The organism is Syntrophomonas sp. DTU019 (assembly GCA_913757435.1).
Lineage (GTDB): Bacteria > Bacillota > Syntrophomonadia > Syntrophomonadales > Syntrophomonadaceae > DTU019.
This window is the reverse complement of record CAJYDM010000005.1, coordinates 59,609-77,926: the sequence shown is the minus strand read 5'-3', so window position 1 is coordinate 77,926 and position 18,318 is coordinate 59,609. Positions and strand designations below refer to the sequence as shown.

Genomic DNA, 18,318 nt, shown 5'->3' with positions numbered 1-18,318 from the left:
TTTCAGCTTAGAAAACTCTATTAATCAATTATTCTACTGGAGCTTTCTCTACCATTAACTTGACCCCTTGAATACCAACTACCCGGATGCGAACATCCACCTCGATGTCTTCCTCAGCGGTTGCTGTCCATATCTCACCATTGACCTTGGCCTGGCCGACATGATAGGGATTGATCGATTTTGTGACCACGCCGTGCTGACCTATCAGTGCGTTGACATTACTGGGGGTATCCTTGGTTTCCAGGAACCTCAAGGCTATAGGTCTGGTAAATACAATAAAGGCCAGCGTGAATATCGCAAACACCAGCAACTGCGACCCTATGGAAGTCAGCCATCCAATTTGCACCCCCAGAGCGGTCAATAAAGCTGCCAGGGCCAGCCACAAAAACCATAATCCCACCGTAGCCAGCTCTATCATCCCACATACCAAGGCCAGCAGTACCCATTGAAGACTTGACATGAGATACCTCCTTCCCGTCATAGTGAGCTGTTTTGTATATCATAACACACTCGTTTACAGTCTGCTGAAGCAACCGGTTGTGAGCAAAACGGAGTGTAGACACATAGTATATTTTATGCACAGTTCAGCCAAATAACCTGCTAAAAGGGGGGAATAGAAGTTCTGCCATGAATTAAGCCTTTCCCCCCTGCCCCAAAAACCATATAATGAAAATATTAGTCTGAATGGGGTAGAAAAGTCGAATGAAGGCAGATAAAGAGATTCGCTTGACCTTTCATAACCGCGGATTGCGCAGCTACATCGAAGTGGACCTGTGCAGTGAATGTCCCCGTCAGGACGACAAGGGCTGCTGCGGGCATTATTCGCCGGTTTTTTACAGCACCGATCTGGCCTATCTGGCCCTTAACCGGCCGGATCTGCTCGACCTGATCTTCAGCCAGCCCCATCTCACCATATTGGATGCTTCGATCACGGTAAACAATGAGATTGACGGTTCAAGCTACCGCTGCCGTTTCCATAAGCGTGAAGGCGGGTGCGTTTTAGAACAGCAGGAACGCGAATCAGTGTGCCGCCATTTCGTATGCCCGGGTATCAACTGGCAGCAGGAACCGGCTTTGGAGTCATGGCGGCAGTTTTTTGAACACTTGGAAGACTATGAAATAGGTTTGAATCAGCGCATTGCCCAGCGGCTGGAGTATGATGGCTGGACGCTGCGCAGGGCGGACACTCGAGGCCAATTGTTGGAGGTCTTAAAAGGCATTTATTTACAAGAAACCTCGATACTGCCGGATTTTATTTTAAATCAGCCCAGCGACCAGGAATATATTGTGCTTAGGACACTTAGCTACGGAGAACAGTGGGAGCTGTTTTATAAGACTCGTAAATAGGAACTAATAACGTGGAGGTTTGTCATGGACTGGGATATTAACAGAAAGATCAAAAACAGTGTTTTGGATGCGGTAGGATACTCCCCGTTGATTCGATTGAACCGGGTATCAGCCGGCATCAATGCCGAGGTTTGCGTAAAAATGGAATTCGTCAACCCCAGCGGCAGCTTGAAAGATCGGGTAGTGACAGCCATAGTAGAACAGGCCGAACAGCGTGGCGAGCTCAAACCGGGTATGATTCTGTTAGAAGGCACCACCGGCAATACTGGCATATCAACTGCTATGGTGGGAGCCGCCAAGGGCTACAAGGTTATTATCGTCATGCCTGAGGGAATGACCGAAGAACGCAAAAAGACCATTCAGGCTTATGGAGCTGAACTGGTTCTCACCCCCGGCGCAGAGAGCGATGTCGATCTGGTTCTTGATGAAGTGGAGCGCCTCAAACAGCAGTACGGTGATCAGGTATTTCAAATCGGCCAATTCTCACGTCCGGACAACGTCTTGGCCCATTACGACCGGACCGCTCCAGAGATCTGGGAACAGACCGATGGCAGAGTGGATGTTTACATCATGTGTCAGGGCACCGGAGGCACCGTAACCGGCAACGCCAAATTTCTGAAGGAGAAGAATCCCGATATCAAGATCTTCATCTCCGAGCCATCGGACTCGCCTATCTTAGCCCATGGGCGCATCGGCCCACACCGGGTGCAAGGTATCGCTGACGGCCTTATACCTGATATCCTGGATTTACAATACATCGACGGCATAGTACTGGTAAGTTCCGAGGAGGCTATGGACACAGCCCGTCAGTTAGCCAGTCAGGAAGGCATATTCTGCGGACCTTCCTCAGGCATCAATGTGGCTGCCGCCTTGAAAGTAGCCCAGAAGTATCCTGACCGCCAGTGCATTGTGACCATGATCAATGACAATGGGCTGCGCTATTTGTCCACTGAGTTGTGTGGCATACCCGCAGAACGCACTCTATTGGAACGGGATTACAAACTTTCCCCACAAGACCAGGAGAAGTTAGCCCGGTATAATTATGAAGTAATCGTCTAAGAATCAACAAATTCGGGTAGGGTGATTTCATAGCAGCACCCTACCCGATTATTTTTTTCTGAATCGAGGGGAAACCTGGGTTATTGTAGAGAAAAACCCGTATTTTTCTCTGGTAGTGGAGGTGGGCCTTGGAAATCTTGGAATAATGCTGACAGAATGGTAAAGTATCGGAGTATAATAGTAAAATAAAAAATTATGAGGTTACTAAAAAATGAAATTTATTCAGAGCCAAAGATTCACCGCAGTTCTCCTGGCCTTTACCATCCTTTCGGCAACATTTTTGACCGGTTTTACATATCAGCAAGGCATAGGGTATGTCTATTATGAGACCAACTCAGAAATTTATCATAATGCTCTTTATTACGAACAATTGGCGGGTCATAGCACCAATGGGATCATAAGAGCCTATTTTATCACTGCGGATACCCAGGACACAGATTTGAAGCCCTATGTTTTTGAAGGTGAAGTTACCGGAACTTATACCATGAATACCATGGTCAGTACTCTGGAGAATCAAGGCTACAAGGTGGTCGCGGGAATTAACGGAGATATGTATGACACCGCCACCGGCACTCCAAAGGGACTTACCATTCATGACGGTAAGATCAAAACATCCGGATATGCTCCGGAATATGTTATATCCTTTGACGAAGCCGGTATCGCTTCCCTGGAGAAAGCAAATCTAAGATTTACGCTGAAGGGAACCATTAACGTTCCCACTATAGTTGTTCAGGATCCTGCTCAGTCGGAAAAACCGGCCCAGCTCGATGATTCTTACCAATTGTCGGAGTCGACCCCACCGGCAGATTCCACCGAGCCGACAGATGTTGTCCTCGCGCAAGAGACGGTTTACGTGCCCACAGAATATAATGCCGATATCGGTTATTTCAACGTTCCACACGGTGGGTCCAAGGCTTTGCATCTTTATAACCGCCACTACGCATCCTCCACCAAAACCTGTGAAACCTCTGTTGAGGTAGTATTGGATGCGCTCTCGCCGGAAAATGCGGAATTAACGGTAGGAAGCACAATCATTGCTACTGTAGCCGAAGTCAGAAATGGTAATTACAATACGCCGATAGGTGACAGTCAACTGGTGCTTTCAACAGTGGGCGATTCGGCCTATGCGGTGCCGCTGGCTCAGCTGATTCCCGGAAGCCAGGTAGAGATTTCCGCATTAGATGACAGTGGCACAAACCTTTCAAACAGCCAAGAAGCGATCGGTGTAAACCATGTATTATACGATAAGGGTCAATATGTATCCAGCGGAAGCAACCTGAACCCGAGAACCGTCATCGGTATCAAACCGAACGGAACCCTGGTGTTGTATGTGGTCGATGGAAGGCAGCCAGGTTTTTCAGAAGGCCTGGGACTGACCGACGTAGCAGCCCACCTGGTTGATCTGGGTTGCAGCACGGTCGTGAATATGGACGGAGGCGGCTCTACGGTCATGGCGGTGAGAGCGGGAGGAATCGATTCTAGGGCAGTTGCCAAGAATTCTCCTTCCGGGCAAACCCAGAGAAAAACAACCAATGGTCTGTTTTTGGTATACGACCAACGCGGGGATTCCGATGCAATGCATTTGCATACTTATCCAAGTCAGCCGGTGGCCATGCCAGGAGCGCATATTCAGCTGAAAACTTACGCAACCAACAACAGATATGAGCCGGTTCCGTTGAGGAAAAATGCAGAATACAGCGTTGATCCCGATTCAGGCCATTCCGTGGACGTAAACGGCCTCTTTAGCGCCGGCAGCGCCATCGGACCTGCCGTGATCGAAGTGCAAAGCGGAGATCTGAGTACAACCGCCCAGGTCGATATTCAGAATAAGATAACTTTTACGCCCAATGTACAGAATCTGCTGATCGATCCAGGGGAAAGCTTCGACATCAATGTATCAGCCAAATACGGGTATGCGCCGATTGCCAGCCAGGACAGCCTGTTTGCATGGAACTGCGATCCTGAGATCGGTACCATCGATGCCAACGGGCTCTTTCAGGCCACGAATAGATCTGGCATAGTGGGAAATATCTATGTAGCCTACAACGGCGTACAGCAGGCCATACCGGTTCAGGTTGGTCTTGCCAGCATTGACTTTGCCGATACTAAAGCACATTGGGCCAGAGAATACATCGGGAAGTTGGCGGCCTGGGGAGTTGTAAATGGAATGGGCAACAATTACTATTTACCGGATGATTCTCTGACCAGGGCGCAGTTCCTGACGATGCTGGCAAATACGATCGATGGCTTAGACGTGACCCAGGCTGCTCCGGCGGGCTTTAGGGACGTACCTGCTGCGGAATGGTACTATAACTATGTTAATTGGGGTTTTGAGCAAGGAATCGTACGGGGTATGGATAAAACCTCCTTTGCTCCCAATGCCAGGATAAGCAGAGAGCAAATGGCGACCATGCTTGACAATTTCGCCAAAAACAACGAATTGATCCTTCCGCCAACAAATGAGGGAATTATCTTTACGGATAGTACCAAAATCAGTCCGTGGGCTGCCGAAGCTGTAAACAAAGTCGTATCCTCGGGCCTGATGGGGGGATATCCGGAAGGGGATTATAAGCCGCAGGGGAATGCAACCCGGGCCGAAGCCGCAACGGTTGTCTATAAACTGATGATGATAAAGGATAATAAATAGCTCCCCGTGTCAGGGGACGGTTCTGCGACACACCCCGCAGACATGTCCGGGGACGGTTCTGCGACATGCGTGTCAGGGTGTGTGTCAGGGGACGGTTCTGCGACATGTGTCAGGGTGTGTCACAGAACCGTCCCCTGACACATCAAAGCCTATTCTCTGATCTGACCGTCGCCGTATACGATGAATTTGATGGTGGTCAATTCAGTGAGCCCCATCGGGCCGCGGGCGTGCAGTTTCTGGGTGCTGATACCCATTTCCGCCCCAAATCCAAACACATTGCCATCGGTAAATCGGGTGGAAGCGTTGGCATAAACTGCCGCTGCGTCGACTGCATTGATGAAGCGGCGCACGTGGCCATAGTTTTCGCTGACAATGGCTTCGCTGTGGCCGGTACCATAGGTGTTGATATGGGTGATGGCCTCTTCCACATCGTCCACCATTCTTACCGCCAGTATAAGATCCAGGTATTCTTCGCTCCAGTCAGCATCGCTGGCAGCCAATAGGCCGTCTACGATGGCCCGGGTACGTTCACAGGCGCGGATTTCCACCCCGGCCTGCTGTAATTTGGGCAGCATCAGAGGCAGGAAAAAGGGCGCGATCTTACTGTGCACCAAGAGGGTTTCAGCCGCGTTGCAGACCGAGGGACGCTGCACTTTGGCGTTGAAAACGATCGGAAGGGCTTTTTCTATATCGGCATATTCATCCACATAGACATGACAGTTGCCCATGCCGGTCATGATAACAGGCACCTTGGCGTTTTCCATCACAGCTTGTTTGAGACCTTTCCCGCCCCGAGGGATGAGAACATCCAGAGTGTCGTGCATTTTCATCATAAATACAGCCGCTTCGCGGTCATCACTGTCCACCAATTCGATGGCCCCTTCTGGAATGCCAGTATTATAGGCAGCCTGCGATATCACTTGGGCGATACTGCGGTTGGAGTTCAAGGCCTCTTCCCCGCCCCGCAACAAGATGGCATTGCCGGATTTGAGGCACAAACCGGCCGCGTCTGCGGTCACATTAGGACGCGACTCATATATGATGCCGATCACCCCGATAGGGGTGCGTATCCTCCCTACCTCCAGACCATTAGGTCGGCGCGTCATCCCCAGGACTTCACCTACCGGGTCGGGCAGAGCCGCGATCTCACGCAAGCCCTGGGCCATATCGGCCACCCGTTTTTCGTCCAGGGAGAGCCGTTCCAGCAAAGCGGAGGTCAGGCCCATTCGCCTGCCGTTCTCCAAATCGATAGCATTGGCATTGATGATTTCCGCGTGATTAGCTTCTAAGGCGTCGGCCATGGCATACAAGGCCTGGTTCTTAACAGTGGTGGAAGCCGTGGCTAAAAGCCTCGAGGCCTTCTTGGCCCGTCTGCCCTGCTCCAGCAGTATGTTCTTCAAATTATCCTCCATTAATCCTCACTCCTTGATCCCGCTGATATGCTATCGCACCAAACACAAGTTGTTGCGATGAATCACTTCGTCATAGTCCTTTTCTCCCAGGATCTGCTCAATATCGCTGCTCTTGTGCCCGGCGATTAGCCTGATCTCCCCCGCGTTGTAATGGGTTATTCCCCGAGCTATTTCTGCGCCTGCCGGGCTCATGACCCCTACTACCGCCCCGCGCTCAAACTCGCCGACAACCCCAGTGATACCTGAGGCTAACAGGCTGCGGCCCCTTTTGATCAAGGCGAGTGCTGCCCCCTCATCGACTACGATGCGACCCTGCACCAGGCTGCCGAAGGCGAGCCATTTCTCGCGGGCATGCATCCTGGTTCCGCGGGGTACAAACAGAGTCCCCACTTCCTCACCGGCGATGATTCTACGAATAACGTTATCTTCCGCACTATTGGCGATGATCATGGTTATTCCCGAAGCCATGCAAATTCTGGCCGCTTTGAGCTTGGTGTACATCCCTCCGCTTGAAAAGCTGCTGCCCCGGTTGTGAGAGCTGTCCTCCATTGCAGAGCTTATCTCGGTAACCTGGGTTAACAGGCGGGCATCTTCTGAAGAACGCGGATCAGCGTCATACAGCCCGTCGACATCAGAGAGGATGATTAACAGGTCAGCATCAACAAGCCCTGCCACCAGGGCGGAGAGGGTATCATTATCCCCGAATTTGATCTCCTCTACTGCTACGGTGTCATTCTCATTTATAATAGGGATGACTTCCATTTTCAGCAAAGCCAAGAGTGCATTGGTGGCATTCAGATAGCGGATGCGTTCGTCGAAATCGCCCCGGGTCAATAGCAACTGGGCTACGGTCTGATTGTATTCGGCAAAAAGCTTCTCATAAAGCTGCATTAGAGCCCCCTGCCCTATGGCTGCCAGAGCTTGCTTTTCGGGGATGGTGGTGGGAGCCTTCTTCAGACCCATGCGGTTGGCTCCTACCCTGATGGCGCCGGAACTGACCAGGATCACCTCCATATCACGGTTGTGGAGGTCGGCCATCTCTCGCACCAGCTGCTCGATGCGGAACAAATTGAGCTTTCCGTTGGCATATGTCAGAGTGCTGGTTCCTACTTTTATTACCACCCGGCGGGCGTTGGCCAGCTTTCTGCGTTTGTTCACTCCTCAACACTTCCTATGATTAATATCGGCAGCACTCAGATAAATCTGGCTGCACTTATTACAAAATTCCTCTACTCGCTGAAATCGAATTCCATATCCTTAATGCGCACCGTATCACCCTCTTTGATACCCTGGGCTTTCAAGGCGTCTTCCAAACCCATGCGGATGATGGTACGCTGGAAACGCTGCAGCCCTTCGTCAGTGGAAAAGTTGGTCATTGTCAAGAGCTTTTCAATTCGGTTGCCCTTAACTACATAAACCCCGTCCTCCACTTCGATATAGAAAGGGGCCTCATCCACAAAGCGGGTTACTACGGTCTCTTCCACTTCCTCCTCGGGCGGAGGCGGCGCCTCTTGCAATACCTGATAGACCCGTTCCACCAATTCCTCCACCCCTTGCCCGGTCACCGCCGAAATGAATAGCAGGCGCGACCCGAAAGCCTCTTCAAGCCGCTGGCGGTTTTCCTCAGCCTGGGGCAGGTCCATCTTGTTGGCTACGATCAAAGCCGGACGTTCCAATAATTTGGGGTTGTGTCCGGATAATTCTGCCTCCAGGGTGTGATAGTCCTGCATCACATCGCGGCCTTCGGTTTCGGCCGCATCAAGAATAAACAATAGGACTCGGGTCCTCTCGATATGGCGCAAAAAGCCATGACCGAGTCCAGCCCCCTGATGGGCGCCTTCGATCAGACCGGGTATATCGGCCACCACGAAGCTCTCATGGTTGCGAGTCTGCACCACCCCCAGATTTGGAGTAAGGGTGGTGAAAGGGTAGTCGGCGATCTTGGGCCGGGCTGCGGAAATACGCGATATCAAGGTGGATTTACCCGCATTGGGGAAGCCCACCAGACCCACATCGGCCAACAATTTCAGTTCCATCCTCAGCCAGTGCTCCTCGCCGGGTTCGCCGTTTTCCGAAACCGTGGGGGCCCGGTTCACCGAACTGGAGAAGCGCGCATTGCCGCGCCCACCGCGTCCGCCCCGGGCTACCACCGCCTCCTGGCCGTGTTTAGTCAAATCGGCAATAACCTCGCCGCTGTCCTCATCTTTGATCACAGTTCCCACCGGTACCCGCACCAGCAAATCCTCACCCCAGGCGCCGTGCATATTCTTGCCTTGCCCATGCTGGCCGCGTTCAGCTTTGAAATGACGTTTGTACCGGAAATCCATCAAGGTTCTCATACCTTCATCGGCCTGAAAGACTACATTGCCTCCACGCCCGCCATCGCCTCCGGCCGGGCCTCCCTCAGGGACATACTTCTCCCGGCGGAAAGCTACGATGCCGTTGCCGCCATCGCCGCCTTTCACATATACCCGGGCTTCATCTATGAACATGGCTTCACTCCTCTATTTGCACCTGTACTTCCCGTCTCAGGAACGGTCCGGAAAACACTACCCGGCCTTTGCCTGCATGCGCGGTCACATCAGCATAGACGACCGGTTCTTCCTCCAAATTGAAGGCTGCCTTGGCGGTCAACTGCTCTAAGCTGTTATATGGTTCCTGCCTTTTTTCAAACACGGCATAAGAATCCAGTTGAAACTGTTTATACCTTAGTATTAGCCCCAGGTCGCTGCATAATAAGGCTTGCTGATAAAAAAACAGGGCGGCTTCGGCAGGCAGTTCCTCAAACAAGCGGCGTTCTTCATAAAGCTGCTCGACTATACTGTTTATGTACTGGCGGGCCGACTCTGGTTTGCCCAGGTCGATGTAGCCCATTATCACTTGCAGGTGATTACCGTTATCGTGTCGTATGCGGCGCAATATGTTTACCATTTGCTCAGCTTCCATAATTATCCCCCCGAACGTGAACTAATGATAACAAAAACCCCTGAAAAACTCCAGGGGTCTCGCTAATCAGATATTGCACTGGTCGGCTTTATTGCGCCGCTGATTCCAAAGGATAGACGCTGACCTGTTTCTTGTCGCGGCCTTTTCTTTCGAACTTGACAGCGCCATCGATAACGGCAAACAAGGTGTCGTCTCCGCCGATCATGACGTTGTTGCCGGGATGAATCTTGGTGCCGCGCTGTCTGACCAGTATATTCCCGGCCTTGACAAACTGCCCATCCGACCTTTTAACGCCCAAACGCTTGGAGGTGCTGTCGCGTCCGTTTTTGGAGCTGCCCACTCCCTTTTTATGAGCAAATAATTGCAGGTTAAAAGTAAACATGGTTTTTACCTCCTGATTCTCACTTTTACATATTGCGGGTACGCTTCCTGTAGGGACAGCAACCCGGCTTCCATGGTGGATAAAATCAAACTGGCCTTGTATCTGTCATCGATTCCCATATCTGCCGGCAGGATACACTTTAAAAGCGCATCTTCTCCCTCGACAATGTTCACCTGCGGGGTCTGAGCCAGGTGTTTGGCCAACCCCAGCAGCGCAGTCTGCGCTATGGCAGACACCCCGGCACAGTAGATATCCTGGCCTGGGGCGGCATAACCGGCATGACCACTGATGGTGAATGCGGCTATGTCTTCACCTCTATAATCAATGGTGGCGGTAATCATCCAACTACGATCTGTTCGATCTTGATCTTGGTAAAAGGCTGTCTGTGGCCTTGTTTGCGCCGATAGTTCTTTCTTTTCTTGTACTTGTAAACGATGATCTTTTTATCTTTGCCCTGTTCACAAATCTCAGCAATGACTGAGGCACCTGCCACCACAGGATCTCCCACTTTCAAAACGCCGTCATCACCGCTTACCAGCAAAACCTCCGGCAAGGTTACCTTATCGCCCTTTTCTCCGGCAATCTTTTCAATTTTCAAAATCAATCCTTCGTTTACTCGGTACTGTTTGCCACCGGTCTTAATAATGGCATACATTAAGCTACACCTCCGTTTTTTAGACTCGCCGATGATAGGCAGGCCATTGGCCATTTTAGTGAGCCCTCACCGAGCGGTTGCAAAAACTCGCAACACATATGAAAATTTACCACATTTATATTACCCTAGTCAAGTGCGGCCATTTTTCTTAGAACCCTTGATAAACGCCTGGGGCGCCGCCATTAATCGCGGCTCTTAGGTATTACAGAGCCTCTGGCCAGCAGAATATTTCGGCTGCTATAGTTGCAGGAGTATGCCCCCCGATACCGAATTATTTCACCAAGGGTCACAATATATAAAGAAATCAGGGGGGATAAATCTTGACAGACTTAAATCACGAAAATGAAAGCAGCCGTATAACCGCCGCTGATGCTTTGAGAAGGCTTATCGAGGGCAACCGCCGCTATGTAGCCGGTCAATCCACAACGGCTGACCTGAGCACTTCCCGCCGCTCCAATCTGCGCAGCAACGGACAGCACCCTTTTGCAGTGGTTCTGACCTGCTCCGACTCCCGAGTACCACCGGAACATATCTTTAATCAAGGCCTGGGCGACCTGTTTGTGATACGCGTAGCCGGCAACGTAATCGATGATTTAAGCATGGGCAGTATCGAATACGGGGTCGAACACCTGGGTTCACCGCTGCTATTAGTGCTGGGCCACGACTATTGCGGGGCCGTAAAAGCAAGTGTCGACGGCGGAGAAGCACCTGGCAAGATCGGGGCCATCGTAGAACGCATCCAGCCCAGCGTTGAAGCGGTCGTACAGTCCGGTGCCTCTGGGGATGACCTGTACCGCAAAGTCGAAGACCAGAATATTCTGGCGGTGATCAAGGAGATTCAATCCAGCCCCATCGTTAAGCATCTGATTGAGCACGGTCATCTCACCCTGGTAGGCGGCAAGTACCACCTCGATTCTGGGGAGGTCACCTTCATAGAGGTCTAAACCACTCTAATCGGGCAGGAGAATACTCATTAGTTGGCAGCCGGCATCTCACACCGTATGGACCGTTTGGTATACGGCTATTTCAGGGTATATACATCACCCAGCGGGTAAAATCCATCAGACTGACAGGTCCAACCAGTGTGAACCTCTGGTTGAATAAGGCCAGGGGATATGTGGACAGATAAGGGGGAGTTCTCAAATGTCAGAGAACTCCCCTATTACTTCCTGTCTCACTTTGTCCATGCGCATATCCCCATTATTGCCCCCGCAGGGTGTATTCCAGCGGTCCCATGCGGTCGCTCTTTAAGAACTTAACCTTCTTGCCGCAGCGCTTTTCAATATAGGGCAGATCCTGGATATCGCGGTTTATCTCATCAATCAGGTCGGTATGGGCCTCGCAGATCAGAGTATCCTGCTGTATGTAGTCCATGTTGACCAGTTTGCGCTTGATCTCGCAGGCGACTGACTGCAGGTTGACGGTGCGGCCCCGGCCGTTGCAGCGGGTGCATTCGTCGGTGAATATTTCTGAAATGCCGTAGCGTGATTTTTTGCGGGTCATCTCCAAAAAACCTAAGCCGGTCATACCGATGATGCGGGTGTGAGCCTTATCCTTGGCCAGTTCACGCTTCAGGGCTTCCACTATCTCTTCCTGGTTCTGCTTGTTTTTCATGTCGATGAAATCGATCAGTATGATCCCCCCCAGGCTGCGGAGCCTTAGCTGCCTGGGGATCTCAATCGCAGCCTCCAGGTTGATGCGGTAAACGGTATCTTCGAAATCATCCTTGCCGGTGTATTTGCCGCTGTTGACATCAATGACGGTCATGGCTTCAGTTTCATCTACGATCAAATAGCCCCCATTTTTCAGCCACACCTTTCTTCTCAAGGCGCGGCGGATGTCTTTTTCCAGGCCGTATTTTTCAAACAGGTCGCCGGGTTCGTATAAGACCGCCCTGCATAAAGTGGCCTTGTGCTGCAGGTAATCGAGCACCCGATTGCGCAGCCGCTCATTATTGAGAATTATGCGATGAATCTCCATGTCAAGATAATCCCGCAGAGTGCGTTCCAGTACGTCGATATCTTCATAGATCAGACTGGGGGTCTTCATGCGCTGATAACGATCCAGAATCTCCTGCCAAACCTTGATCAGTTCCTCCAGTTCGTTCAGAATTTCATCGTCATCGGCCTCCAGGCAAGCGGTGCGCAAGATGCACCCATATTCCAGGGGCTTGAAGCTGTTCACCAGGCTGCGCAGGTATTCGCGGCGCTTGCTGTCCGTGATCTTGCGCGAGATAGAAACTTCGTTCTGAAAGGGCAGAAGCACCAGAAAATGGCCGGGTATGGTTATGTTTCCGGTAACCCGGGCACCTTTTTCGGAGAAGGCCTCTTTTTTAACCTGCACCAGGATGTTCTGCCCGCTTTTTAATAGATCGAAAACGTTACCGCCGCGCTTCTTGTCAGGGGAAATGATATCCCCGGCGTATAGAAAGGCATTTTTGGCCAGGCCGATATCCACGAAAGCACAGGATAGGCCGGGGATGATGTCTTTCACCCGGGCTTTGTACACATTGCCCACGCTCTCATTCTGATCGGCCCAGAATATCTCAGCCAGGCGGCCGTCTTCAACAATGGCCACCCGTGATTCCCAGGGGTAAACCTCAGCGATGATCTCTCTGATCACGGACTTTTCACCTGCTCCATGGGGGTGTAGAACTTATTCCCGACCCGGCAATAGTTGCCGCTGCGCCACACATCGACCAATTGCTGCGGTGCCAGACCGAATTGGCTCAAAAGGTCGGCCAGTTCATCAAAACGCACATTTACTGGTTCCCCGGTACTTACCCATGCTTCAATAATATCAAATTGAGCTTCACTCTTGATCTCTATTTTGAAAATTCCTGGCTTAAGGTCTTTAGGACGGTTCTTTTTTTTGCCCCGGCTGGCCACCACTAATTCCGGCTGTTCAGTAATCGTGCTGATCCGCTCCCGAGTCTTTGCATCGGCCTTTACTGCTTTGAAAGCATAGCTGGCGGCATTGACCAATCCCATTATCGATGGAGATGTCGGTTTGATGGCTATTGCCCTGGTTGCCGTAAGGCCTTGCGGGCACACTGTGTTGAGCCGTTTGACGAACTCTTCTTCGGCAAGCTCGGTGGCGAGTTCAATATCAAAGTATTCCCGTTCCCCCCACAGACCCACTGGTAAAACCGTTCCCAAAGACAGTCTGATGTGGGGATTGAAGCCTTCACTGAGGGCGTAGGGGATCCTGGCCCGGCGCAAGGCTCTCTCCATGGCGTGTATCATATCCAGATTGGCCAGGAACCTCAGCTCCGGACCAACTCTGTATTCAACCCTTAATCGCATCCAAACCCTCCCCAATTTGCAGTTCCACTTCTAGGGATGGGCATACCCCGCAATCGTTGCAGCCCTCCATGCGGCAATCGCCGCTGCTGACTCCCCTATCGGCCAGTTCATCTTCCTGGATCAGGAATTCTTTATCAATGCCGACATCAATAATGTCCCAGGGCAGGGCTTCATCATAACTCCGTCTGCGGGTCACATATATGTCCGGATCGACTCCACATTCCTCAAAGGCCTCCATCCAGGCCGAAAAACGGAAATGTTCACTCCACCCGTCGAAGCGGCAGCCCTTCTGCCAGGCCCGGTGGATCACCTGTGCCATCCTGCGGTCTCCGCGAGCAATGGCGCCTTCCAGGTAAGTGGTTGCCTCATCATGGAAACTCAGTTTAATACCTTTCAAGCGGCGCCGGCTCAGGTAATGCCTTTTTTCCTTAAGTTCAGCCATCGAATCCTGAGGCCTCCATTGAAACGGGGTATGGGCTTTGGGCACGAAACAGGCCAGGCTGGCCCGGATTTCCACCTTTCGACGGGCGAGTTCATCACCGCGTTGCTTGACTTTGATCAAAAGGTCGATTATCCCATCCAGATCCTCATCTCTTTCACCAGGCAGGCCTATCATGAAATAGAGCTTGAGCGCGTTCCAGCCCGAGGAGAAAGCTGCCGACACCGCCTCCAGCAATTGCTCTTCGCTGACATTCTTATTTATCACATCGCGCATCCTCTGCGTACCCGCCTCTGGCGCCAGGGTCAGGGTGGTCTTTCTCACCTTCTGAACTTCATTGGCCAGTTCCACTGAGAATTGATCCACCCGCAGCGAGGGCAAGGCCACTCCGATGCCCTCTGCTCCATATCTCTGCACTAACTCGAAGACCAGGGGCTTCACCTGTGAAAAGTCCAGGGTGCTGAGTGAGACCAGGGATAACTCATCATATCCGGTGTTGCGGATTTGCGCTTCGGCCTGCTCCAGCAGGGTTTGCAGGGCACGTTCGCGTACCGGCCGGTAAACCATGCCGGCATGACAAAAGCGGCAGCCCCGTTGGCAGCCGCGCATTACCTCCAGAACGGCGCGGTCATGCACTACGGATAAATATGGTACCACGGGCTTTTCCGGGAAATAAGCCGAATCGAGACTTTTCACCACCCGCCGCCGCACCCGGCGGGGAGTCTCCTTATCCAAAGGTTTGATGGATTGGTAATGTCCTTCTGAGTCGTATTCCACTTTATACAAAGAAGGGACATACACCCCTTCAAGCCTGGCCAGCTGCATCAATATGTCCTGGCGCGGAGCCCCACGATAGCCTTCTACCAGATTCAGTATCTCCAGTATCACTTCTTCGCCGTCACCTATCACCAGGGCATCGAAGAAATCCGCGAAGGGCTCGGGGTTGGCACAAACTGGTCCGCCCCCGATCACTATGGGGTGCTGCGGTTCGCGGTCTTCAGTCAGCACGGGTATACGCCCCAGGTCGAGCATATTTAAAACATTGGTGAGGGACAACTCGTACTGCAAGCTGAAACCGATCACATTAAAATTCTCAATGGGCTGAAAATTCTCCAAGGAGTAAAGCGGGATACCCTCTTCGCGCATGATGGCCTCCATATCGGGCCAGGGCGCGAAGCAGCGCTCCAACAAATGGTGGGTCTGTTCATTTACCAGACCGTATAAAATCTTGCTTCCCAGATGCGACATTCCCACTTCGTACACATCGGGGAATGCCAGCAGCATTTTGACCCCGCCGAAATCCCAATCTTTCTTTATACTGTTTAATTCATCGCCGCTGTAGCGGGCAGGTTTACTGACTCGGGGTAGTATGTCACGAATGATTTTTTGCTGCAATACGACAACCTCCCACTTTATTGTATAAGGCGTCCGCAATTGGCTTATCGATTACTAAATACTTACCGGCCTGATTGATAGAGAACGGGCAGATTCATGGTGCAGCCGCCGTTTTCAAAAGCTGACCATTCGAAATGCCCGGTTCTAAAAAGCGATCATCGGCCATAAAGATATGCCGTTTAAAATGCTTATCTTTTTATGATAGGGTTTTCATCTTTAAAAAGCAATGTGCATCAATAGCACTATCGCATGAGAACCTCTCCAGAATTCAAAATCTGCATTCCCGCAAGGTTGCGGCAGGTCCTCTTTCCATAAAGCATTCGATTATTTCGGCTTCGGTATACACCCCGTCCACATGATGGGAATCATCCAGTACCACCACGATCAAATAGTGTTTGGGCCGGGTGTCTTTGAGCAGGCTGCTGAGCGGAGTGTTCCAGGAGCTCACCAACTGCCTGGATTCCAGCAGCCCCAGGCGGTTTAACTCCGATTTCTTATGAATCAGGTAACGCATGAAGGAGTAAGCCAGAAAACGGCTCTCCCGCACCGCAAACCAGAACAGAATCAGCCCGGCCATTATTTCCTGGGCCATGAGGACAGTCTCCTGGGCGTAGTAAAATCCATGCCCAATGATAGCCAGAGCACATGCCATACCCATGAAAGCAGCCAGGCGAGTGGCGCGCTTAAATCCCATCAAGGGGGACAGCCAGGAACGCAAGACCCGGCCCCCGTCCATGGGGAGCGCCGGCAGTAAGTTGAAAAGGCCCAGGAAAAGATTGCAGCGCACCAGCCACAGACTGGTCTCAGTATCCATTCCGGTAGGTACAGAATAAAAAAAAGCAGCCAGGCTAAGACTGGCTAGCGGGCCGGCCAAGGACATGAAGAATTCCTTATCTGGCTCCAGCCCGGTAAAATCCTCGATGTAGGCCTGCCCGCCAAAAGGGGTCAATTCAACCGCCGTCATCTTAATACCCAAGGCCCGGGCAGCTATCACATGGGCCATTTCATGAAGAAAAAGCGCTGCCATAAGCAGGAGTAAAAGCCTCCCCTGGCCCAGGTATACCCCCAGGCCGATCAAGGCCAATACCAGCCAGTGGATGCGATAAATGGTGCCGGCAAGCCTCGCTAGCGGAATCATTTATGGAAACAGATGGCCTGGATCCAGCGGTCCCTGCGGGGAATCGATGGCGAAATAAAGCTGACTGCCGCTGCGCCCGATGACGGTATCTTTGGAAACCATCTGCCCGGCGCGCACTAAAACCCGATCCAGCTGCCCATATTCAGAAATGAGCCCCTGTTCGTGTTCAATTCGCACCTTATACTGCCCGGCCTCCCCCTGCACCATGTCGACCTTGCCAGGCAGCACCGGTTTCACCGGCGAATTGTTATTAACCCTCAGGAGCACACCCGGGAACAATACCGCTTTATTCTGGCTGGCATCCCAACTATTACCAAAAGAGCGCACTACACCGGTATAAGCACTGGGCAACTGTAGCACTTGATCTGAAGCCGCAGGACTTACCTGATGGCCGGATAAACGCTCGTTGATGGTGGCCAGAACCTGATTGGCCAGCTGATCTTCGTAGAGGATCACCCGCAGGACTGGTTCCACCAAGTTCCTGCTCCAATTCCCAGACTGCAGTGAGTACCCCACCAGGGCAACAATAGCTATAACTACTAATAATCTTACTTTAAAACTCCCCAGCACCGGCTTGACCCCCTTTTTGCCTGACCTAGACCAAACAGTAATGCTACATTATATAAAAGCCAACCGAAATGTATGCCATCTGTATACCGGCACAGGCATGGGGACGGTTCTTCAGGCATGGGGACGGTTCTTTCAGGCATGGGGACGGTTCTTTTGCCTGTTCTGCTAGTCAGTTTTGACTTTCTCTACAACACTTTTGTCGATACCGAGAAGTGAAGCAATCACCCGTTGTGATAATCTTGTATTAGTTCGCAGGTATCGGATTATCTCAGTTTGTTTTTGTCTATCCTTTTTTATCTGATCAATTGCCAAACCGTTGTATTGCTCTCCCAAATAATCCGTAAGATGAGCCCGTCCTTCCTCAATTGTTCGGATAGCCTTTTCATCTTCAATATCAATAAACGTTGAATTATCAACCAGTAACGAGAAACGTTCAAATTCCTTGAGCGCTATGTTCCTATTATCGGTAATGATACTTAATACAAATTCTGTTTCTAACCAAGCTCGACCTTGCGGCTTGAAATATTCAGAATAGCTGCTCCAGCGATAATCAGACGGTTTGTCTACCATCCTGGCCTTGACCGGGTTGTTGTGGATGTACCTCACAGCCGATAGCAAGTACCGATCATCTTGAATAGGTTCACTCTTGAAACGATCCTGAAAGACATGCCCGACCCGACTTTGTTTCCAGTTATAAAAAGTAGCATAGCGAACTGCTATGCCTTTCATAATTGATGCCAATTCTTGGCCTTTGACATTTATTAGCAGATGAACGTGATTGTCCATTATACAGTAAGCATAGACTGCGAATTCGGCTTCTTTTCCTTTTGCCTCTATGCCATCCAAAAACCGCTGTTTATACTCTTCGTCTTGGAATACGTTCTTACGCTCATTCCCCCGAAGCATCACGTGATAAACACCTGTGCCACTTAATTGCCTTGACTGCCTTGGCATCATTCCCACCTCCGATACACTTATTGTATCTTAATATGGTTTATGGTTTAGCAGGCAAAAGAACCGTCC

18 protein-coding genes and 1 other annotated feature are annotated in these 18,318 nt (G+C 51.2%); of the genes, 4 read left to right on the top strand and 14 right to left on the bottom strand.

Going from position 1 to position 18,318, the window contains the following annotated elements:
• Nucleotides 1-28 precede the first annotated feature (28 nt).
• A complete protein-coding gene (locus AC15IQ_RS12310) occupies nt 29-460 on the bottom strand; it encodes an NfeD family protein (protein ID WP_483179450.1) in 432 nt (143 codons plus the stop codon).
• Between the two features lie 242 nt (nt 461-702).
• On the opposite strand from AC15IQ_RS12310, the gene AC15IQ_RS12305 reads away from it, so the two are divergent.
• From AC15IQ_RS12305 to AC15IQ_RS12295, 3 genes are all read left to right on the top strand, one after another.
• A complete protein-coding gene (locus AC15IQ_RS12305) occupies nt 703-1,347 on the top strand; it encodes a hypothetical protein (protein WP_483179449.1) in 645 nt (214 codons plus the stop codon).
• 24 nt (nt 1,348-1,371) lie between these two features.
• On the top strand, nt 1,372-2,406 hold the full coding sequence (gene cysK, locus AC15IQ_RS12300; RefSeq protein ID WP_483179448.1) for a cysteine synthase A: 1,035 nt from the start codon (nt 1,372-1,374) through the stop codon (nt 2,404-2,406).
• A 211-nt stretch (nt 2,407-2,617) separates the two neighbouring features.
• On the top strand, nt 2,618-5,053 hold the full coding sequence (locus tag AC15IQ_RS12295; RefSeq protein WP_483179447.1) for an S-layer homology domain-containing protein: 2,436 nt from the start codon (nt 2,618-2,620) through the stop codon (nt 5,051-5,053).
• Nucleotides 5,054-5,202: 149 nt separating this feature from the next.
• Here the strand turns inward: AC15IQ_RS12295 and AC15IQ_RS12290 are convergent, their stop codons facing one another.
• The 7 genes from AC15IQ_RS12290 to rplU all read right to left on the bottom strand — a co-directional run bounded on the left by AC15IQ_RS12290 (nt 5,203) and on the right by rplU (nt 10,448).
• Entirely contained in the window at nt 5,203-6,465 is a 1,263-nt protein-coding gene (locus AC15IQ_RS12290) for a glutamate-5-semialdehyde dehydrogenase (protein WP_483179446.1), read from the bottom strand.
• A 30-nt stretch (nt 6,466-6,495) separates the two neighbouring features.
• On the bottom strand, nt 6,496-7,623 hold the full coding sequence (gene proB / locus AC15IQ_RS12285; protein ID WP_483179445.1) for a glutamate 5-kinase: 1,128 nt from the start codon (nt 7,621-7,623) through the stop codon (nt 6,496-6,498).
• A gap of 71 nt (nt 7,624-7,694) precedes the next feature.
• Nucleotides 7,695-8,957, bottom strand: a complete 1,263-nt coding sequence (gene obgE / locus AC15IQ_RS12280; protein ID WP_483179444.1) for a GTPase ObgE — start codon at nt 8,955-8,957, stop codon at nt 7,695-7,697.
• Nucleotides 8,958-8,961: 4 nt separating this feature from the next.
• Entirely contained in the window at nt 8,962-9,411 is a 450-nt protein-coding gene (locus AC15IQ_RS12275; RefSeq protein ID WP_483179443.1) for a Spo0B domain-containing protein, read from the bottom strand.
• A gap of 88 nt (nt 9,412-9,499) precedes the next feature.
• Complete coding sequence (gene rpmA / locus AC15IQ_RS12270) at nt 9,500-9,793, bottom strand: 50S ribosomal protein L27 (protein WP_483179442.1); 294 nt, start codon at nt 9,791-9,793, stop codon at nt 9,500-9,502.
• A 5-nt stretch (nt 9,794-9,798) separates the two neighbouring features.
• Complete coding sequence (locus AC15IQ_RS12265; RefSeq protein WP_483179441.1) at nt 9,799-10,134, bottom strand: ribosomal-processing cysteine protease Prp; 336 nt, start codon at nt 10,132-10,134, stop codon at nt 9,799-9,801.
• On the bottom strand, nt 10,131-10,448 hold the full coding sequence (rplU, locus tag AC15IQ_RS12260; protein WP_483179440.1) for a 50S ribosomal protein L21: 318 nt from the start codon (nt 10,446-10,448) through the stop codon (nt 10,131-10,133). The genes AC15IQ_RS12265 and rplU overlap by 4 nt, the downstream gene beginning before the upstream one ends.
• Nucleotides 10,449-10,459: 11 nt before the next feature.
• Nucleotides 10,460-10,537, bottom strand: a sequence feature (ribosomal protein L21 leader region).
• A 231-nt stretch (nt 10,538-10,768) separates the two neighbouring features.
• On the opposite strand from rplU, the gene AC15IQ_RS12255 reads away from it, so the two are divergent.
• Nucleotides 10,769-11,392 carry a carbonic anhydrase gene (locus tag AC15IQ_RS12255; RefSeq protein WP_483179439.1) on the top strand — a complete coding sequence of 208 codons (624 nt, stop codon included), beginning with the start codon at nt 10,769-10,771 and terminating at the stop codon, nt 11,390-11,392.
• Nucleotides 11,393-11,648: 256 nt separating this feature from the next.
• Here the strand turns inward: AC15IQ_RS12255 and AC15IQ_RS12250 are convergent, their stop codons facing one another.
• The 6 genes from AC15IQ_RS12250 to AC15IQ_RS12225 form a co-directional block, all read right to left on the bottom strand.
• Nucleotides 11,649-13,070: an Rne/Rng family ribonuclease gene (locus AC15IQ_RS12250; protein WP_483179438.1), complete on the bottom strand. Its 1,422-nt coding sequence runs from the start codon at nt 13,068-13,070 to the stop codon at nt 11,649-11,651.
• Complete coding sequence (locus AC15IQ_RS12245; RefSeq protein WP_483179437.1) at nt 13,067-13,753, bottom strand: TIGR03936 family radical SAM-associated protein; 687 nt, start codon at nt 13,751-13,753, stop codon at nt 13,067-13,069. The genes AC15IQ_RS12250 and AC15IQ_RS12245 overlap by 4 nt, the downstream gene beginning before the upstream one ends.
• A complete protein-coding gene (locus AC15IQ_RS12240) occupies nt 13,737-15,587 on the bottom strand; it encodes a TIGR03960 family B12-binding radical SAM protein (protein WP_483179436.1) in 1,851 nt (616 codons plus the stop codon). Before AC15IQ_RS12240 ends, AC15IQ_RS12245 begins: the two co-directional genes overlap by 17 nt.
• A gap of 268 nt (nt 15,588-15,855) precedes the next feature.
• Nucleotides 15,856-16,725: a site-2 protease family protein gene (locus AC15IQ_RS12235; protein WP_483179435.1), complete on the bottom strand. Its 870-nt coding sequence runs from the start codon at nt 16,723-16,725 to the stop codon at nt 15,856-15,858.
• A complete protein-coding gene (locus AC15IQ_RS12230; protein WP_483179434.1) occupies nt 16,726-17,295 on the bottom strand; it encodes a peptidoglycan DD-metalloendopeptidase family protein in 570 nt (189 codons plus the stop codon).
• A 165-nt stretch (nt 17,296-17,460) separates the two neighbouring features.
• Nucleotides 17,461-18,252, bottom strand: coding sequence for an REP-associated tyrosine transposase (locus AC15IQ_RS12225; RefSeq protein ID WP_483179433.1), 792 nt, complete (start codon nt 18,250-18,252; stop codon nt 17,461-17,463).
• Nucleotides 18,253-18,318 lie beyond the last annotated feature (66 nt).

Bases quoted from the DNA above. Each gene is read 5' to 3' on its own strand.
- cysK (WP_483179448.1), top strand. From the start codon at position 1,372: ATGGACTGGGATATTAACAGAAAGATCAAAAACAGTGTTTTGGATGCG.
- AC15IQ_RS12295 (WP_483179447.1), top strand. From the start codon at position 2,618: ATGAAATTTATTCAGAGCCAAAGATTCACCGCAGTTCTCCTGGCCTTT.
- AC15IQ_RS12275 (WP_483179443.1), bottom strand. From the start codon at position 9,411: ATGGAAGCTGAGCAAATGGTAAACATATTGCGCCGCATACGACACGAT.
- AC15IQ_RS12290 (WP_483179446.1), bottom strand. From the start codon at position 6,465: ATGGAGGATAATTTGAAGAACATACTGCTGGAGCAGGGCAGACGGGCC.
- AC15IQ_RS12245 (WP_483179437.1), bottom strand. From the start codon at position 13,753: ATGCGATTAAGGGTTGAATACAGAGTTGGTCCGGAGCTGAGGTTCCTG.
- AC15IQ_RS12235 (WP_483179435.1), bottom strand. From the start codon at position 16,725: ATGATTCCGCTAGCGAGGCTTGCCGGCACCATTTATCGCATCCACTGG.
- AC15IQ_RS12305 (WP_483179449.1), top strand. From the start codon at position 703: ATGAAGGCAGATAAAGAGATTCGCTTGACCTTTCATAACCGCGGATTG.
- AC15IQ_RS12225 (WP_483179433.1), bottom strand. From the start codon at position 18,252: ATGATGCCAAGGCAGTCAAGGCAATTAAGTGGCACAGGTGTTTATCAC.
- obgE (WP_483179444.1), bottom strand. From the start codon at position 8,957: ATGTTCATAGATGAAGCCCGGGTATATGTGAAAGGCGGCGATGGCGGC.
- AC15IQ_RS12310 (WP_483179450.1), bottom strand. From the start codon at position 460: ATGTCAAGTCTTCAATGGGTACTGCTGGCCTTGGTATGTGGGATGATA.
- AC15IQ_RS12265 (WP_483179441.1), bottom strand. From the start codon at position 10,134: ATGATTACCGCCACCATTGATTATAGAGGTGAAGACATAGCCGCATTC.
- rpmA (WP_483179442.1), bottom strand. From the start codon at position 9,793: ATGTTTACTTTTAACCTGCAATTATTTGCTCATAAAAAGGGAGTGGGC.
- rplU (WP_483179440.1), bottom strand. From the start codon at position 10,448: ATGTATGCCATTATTAAGACCGGTGGCAAACAGTACCGAGTAAACGAA.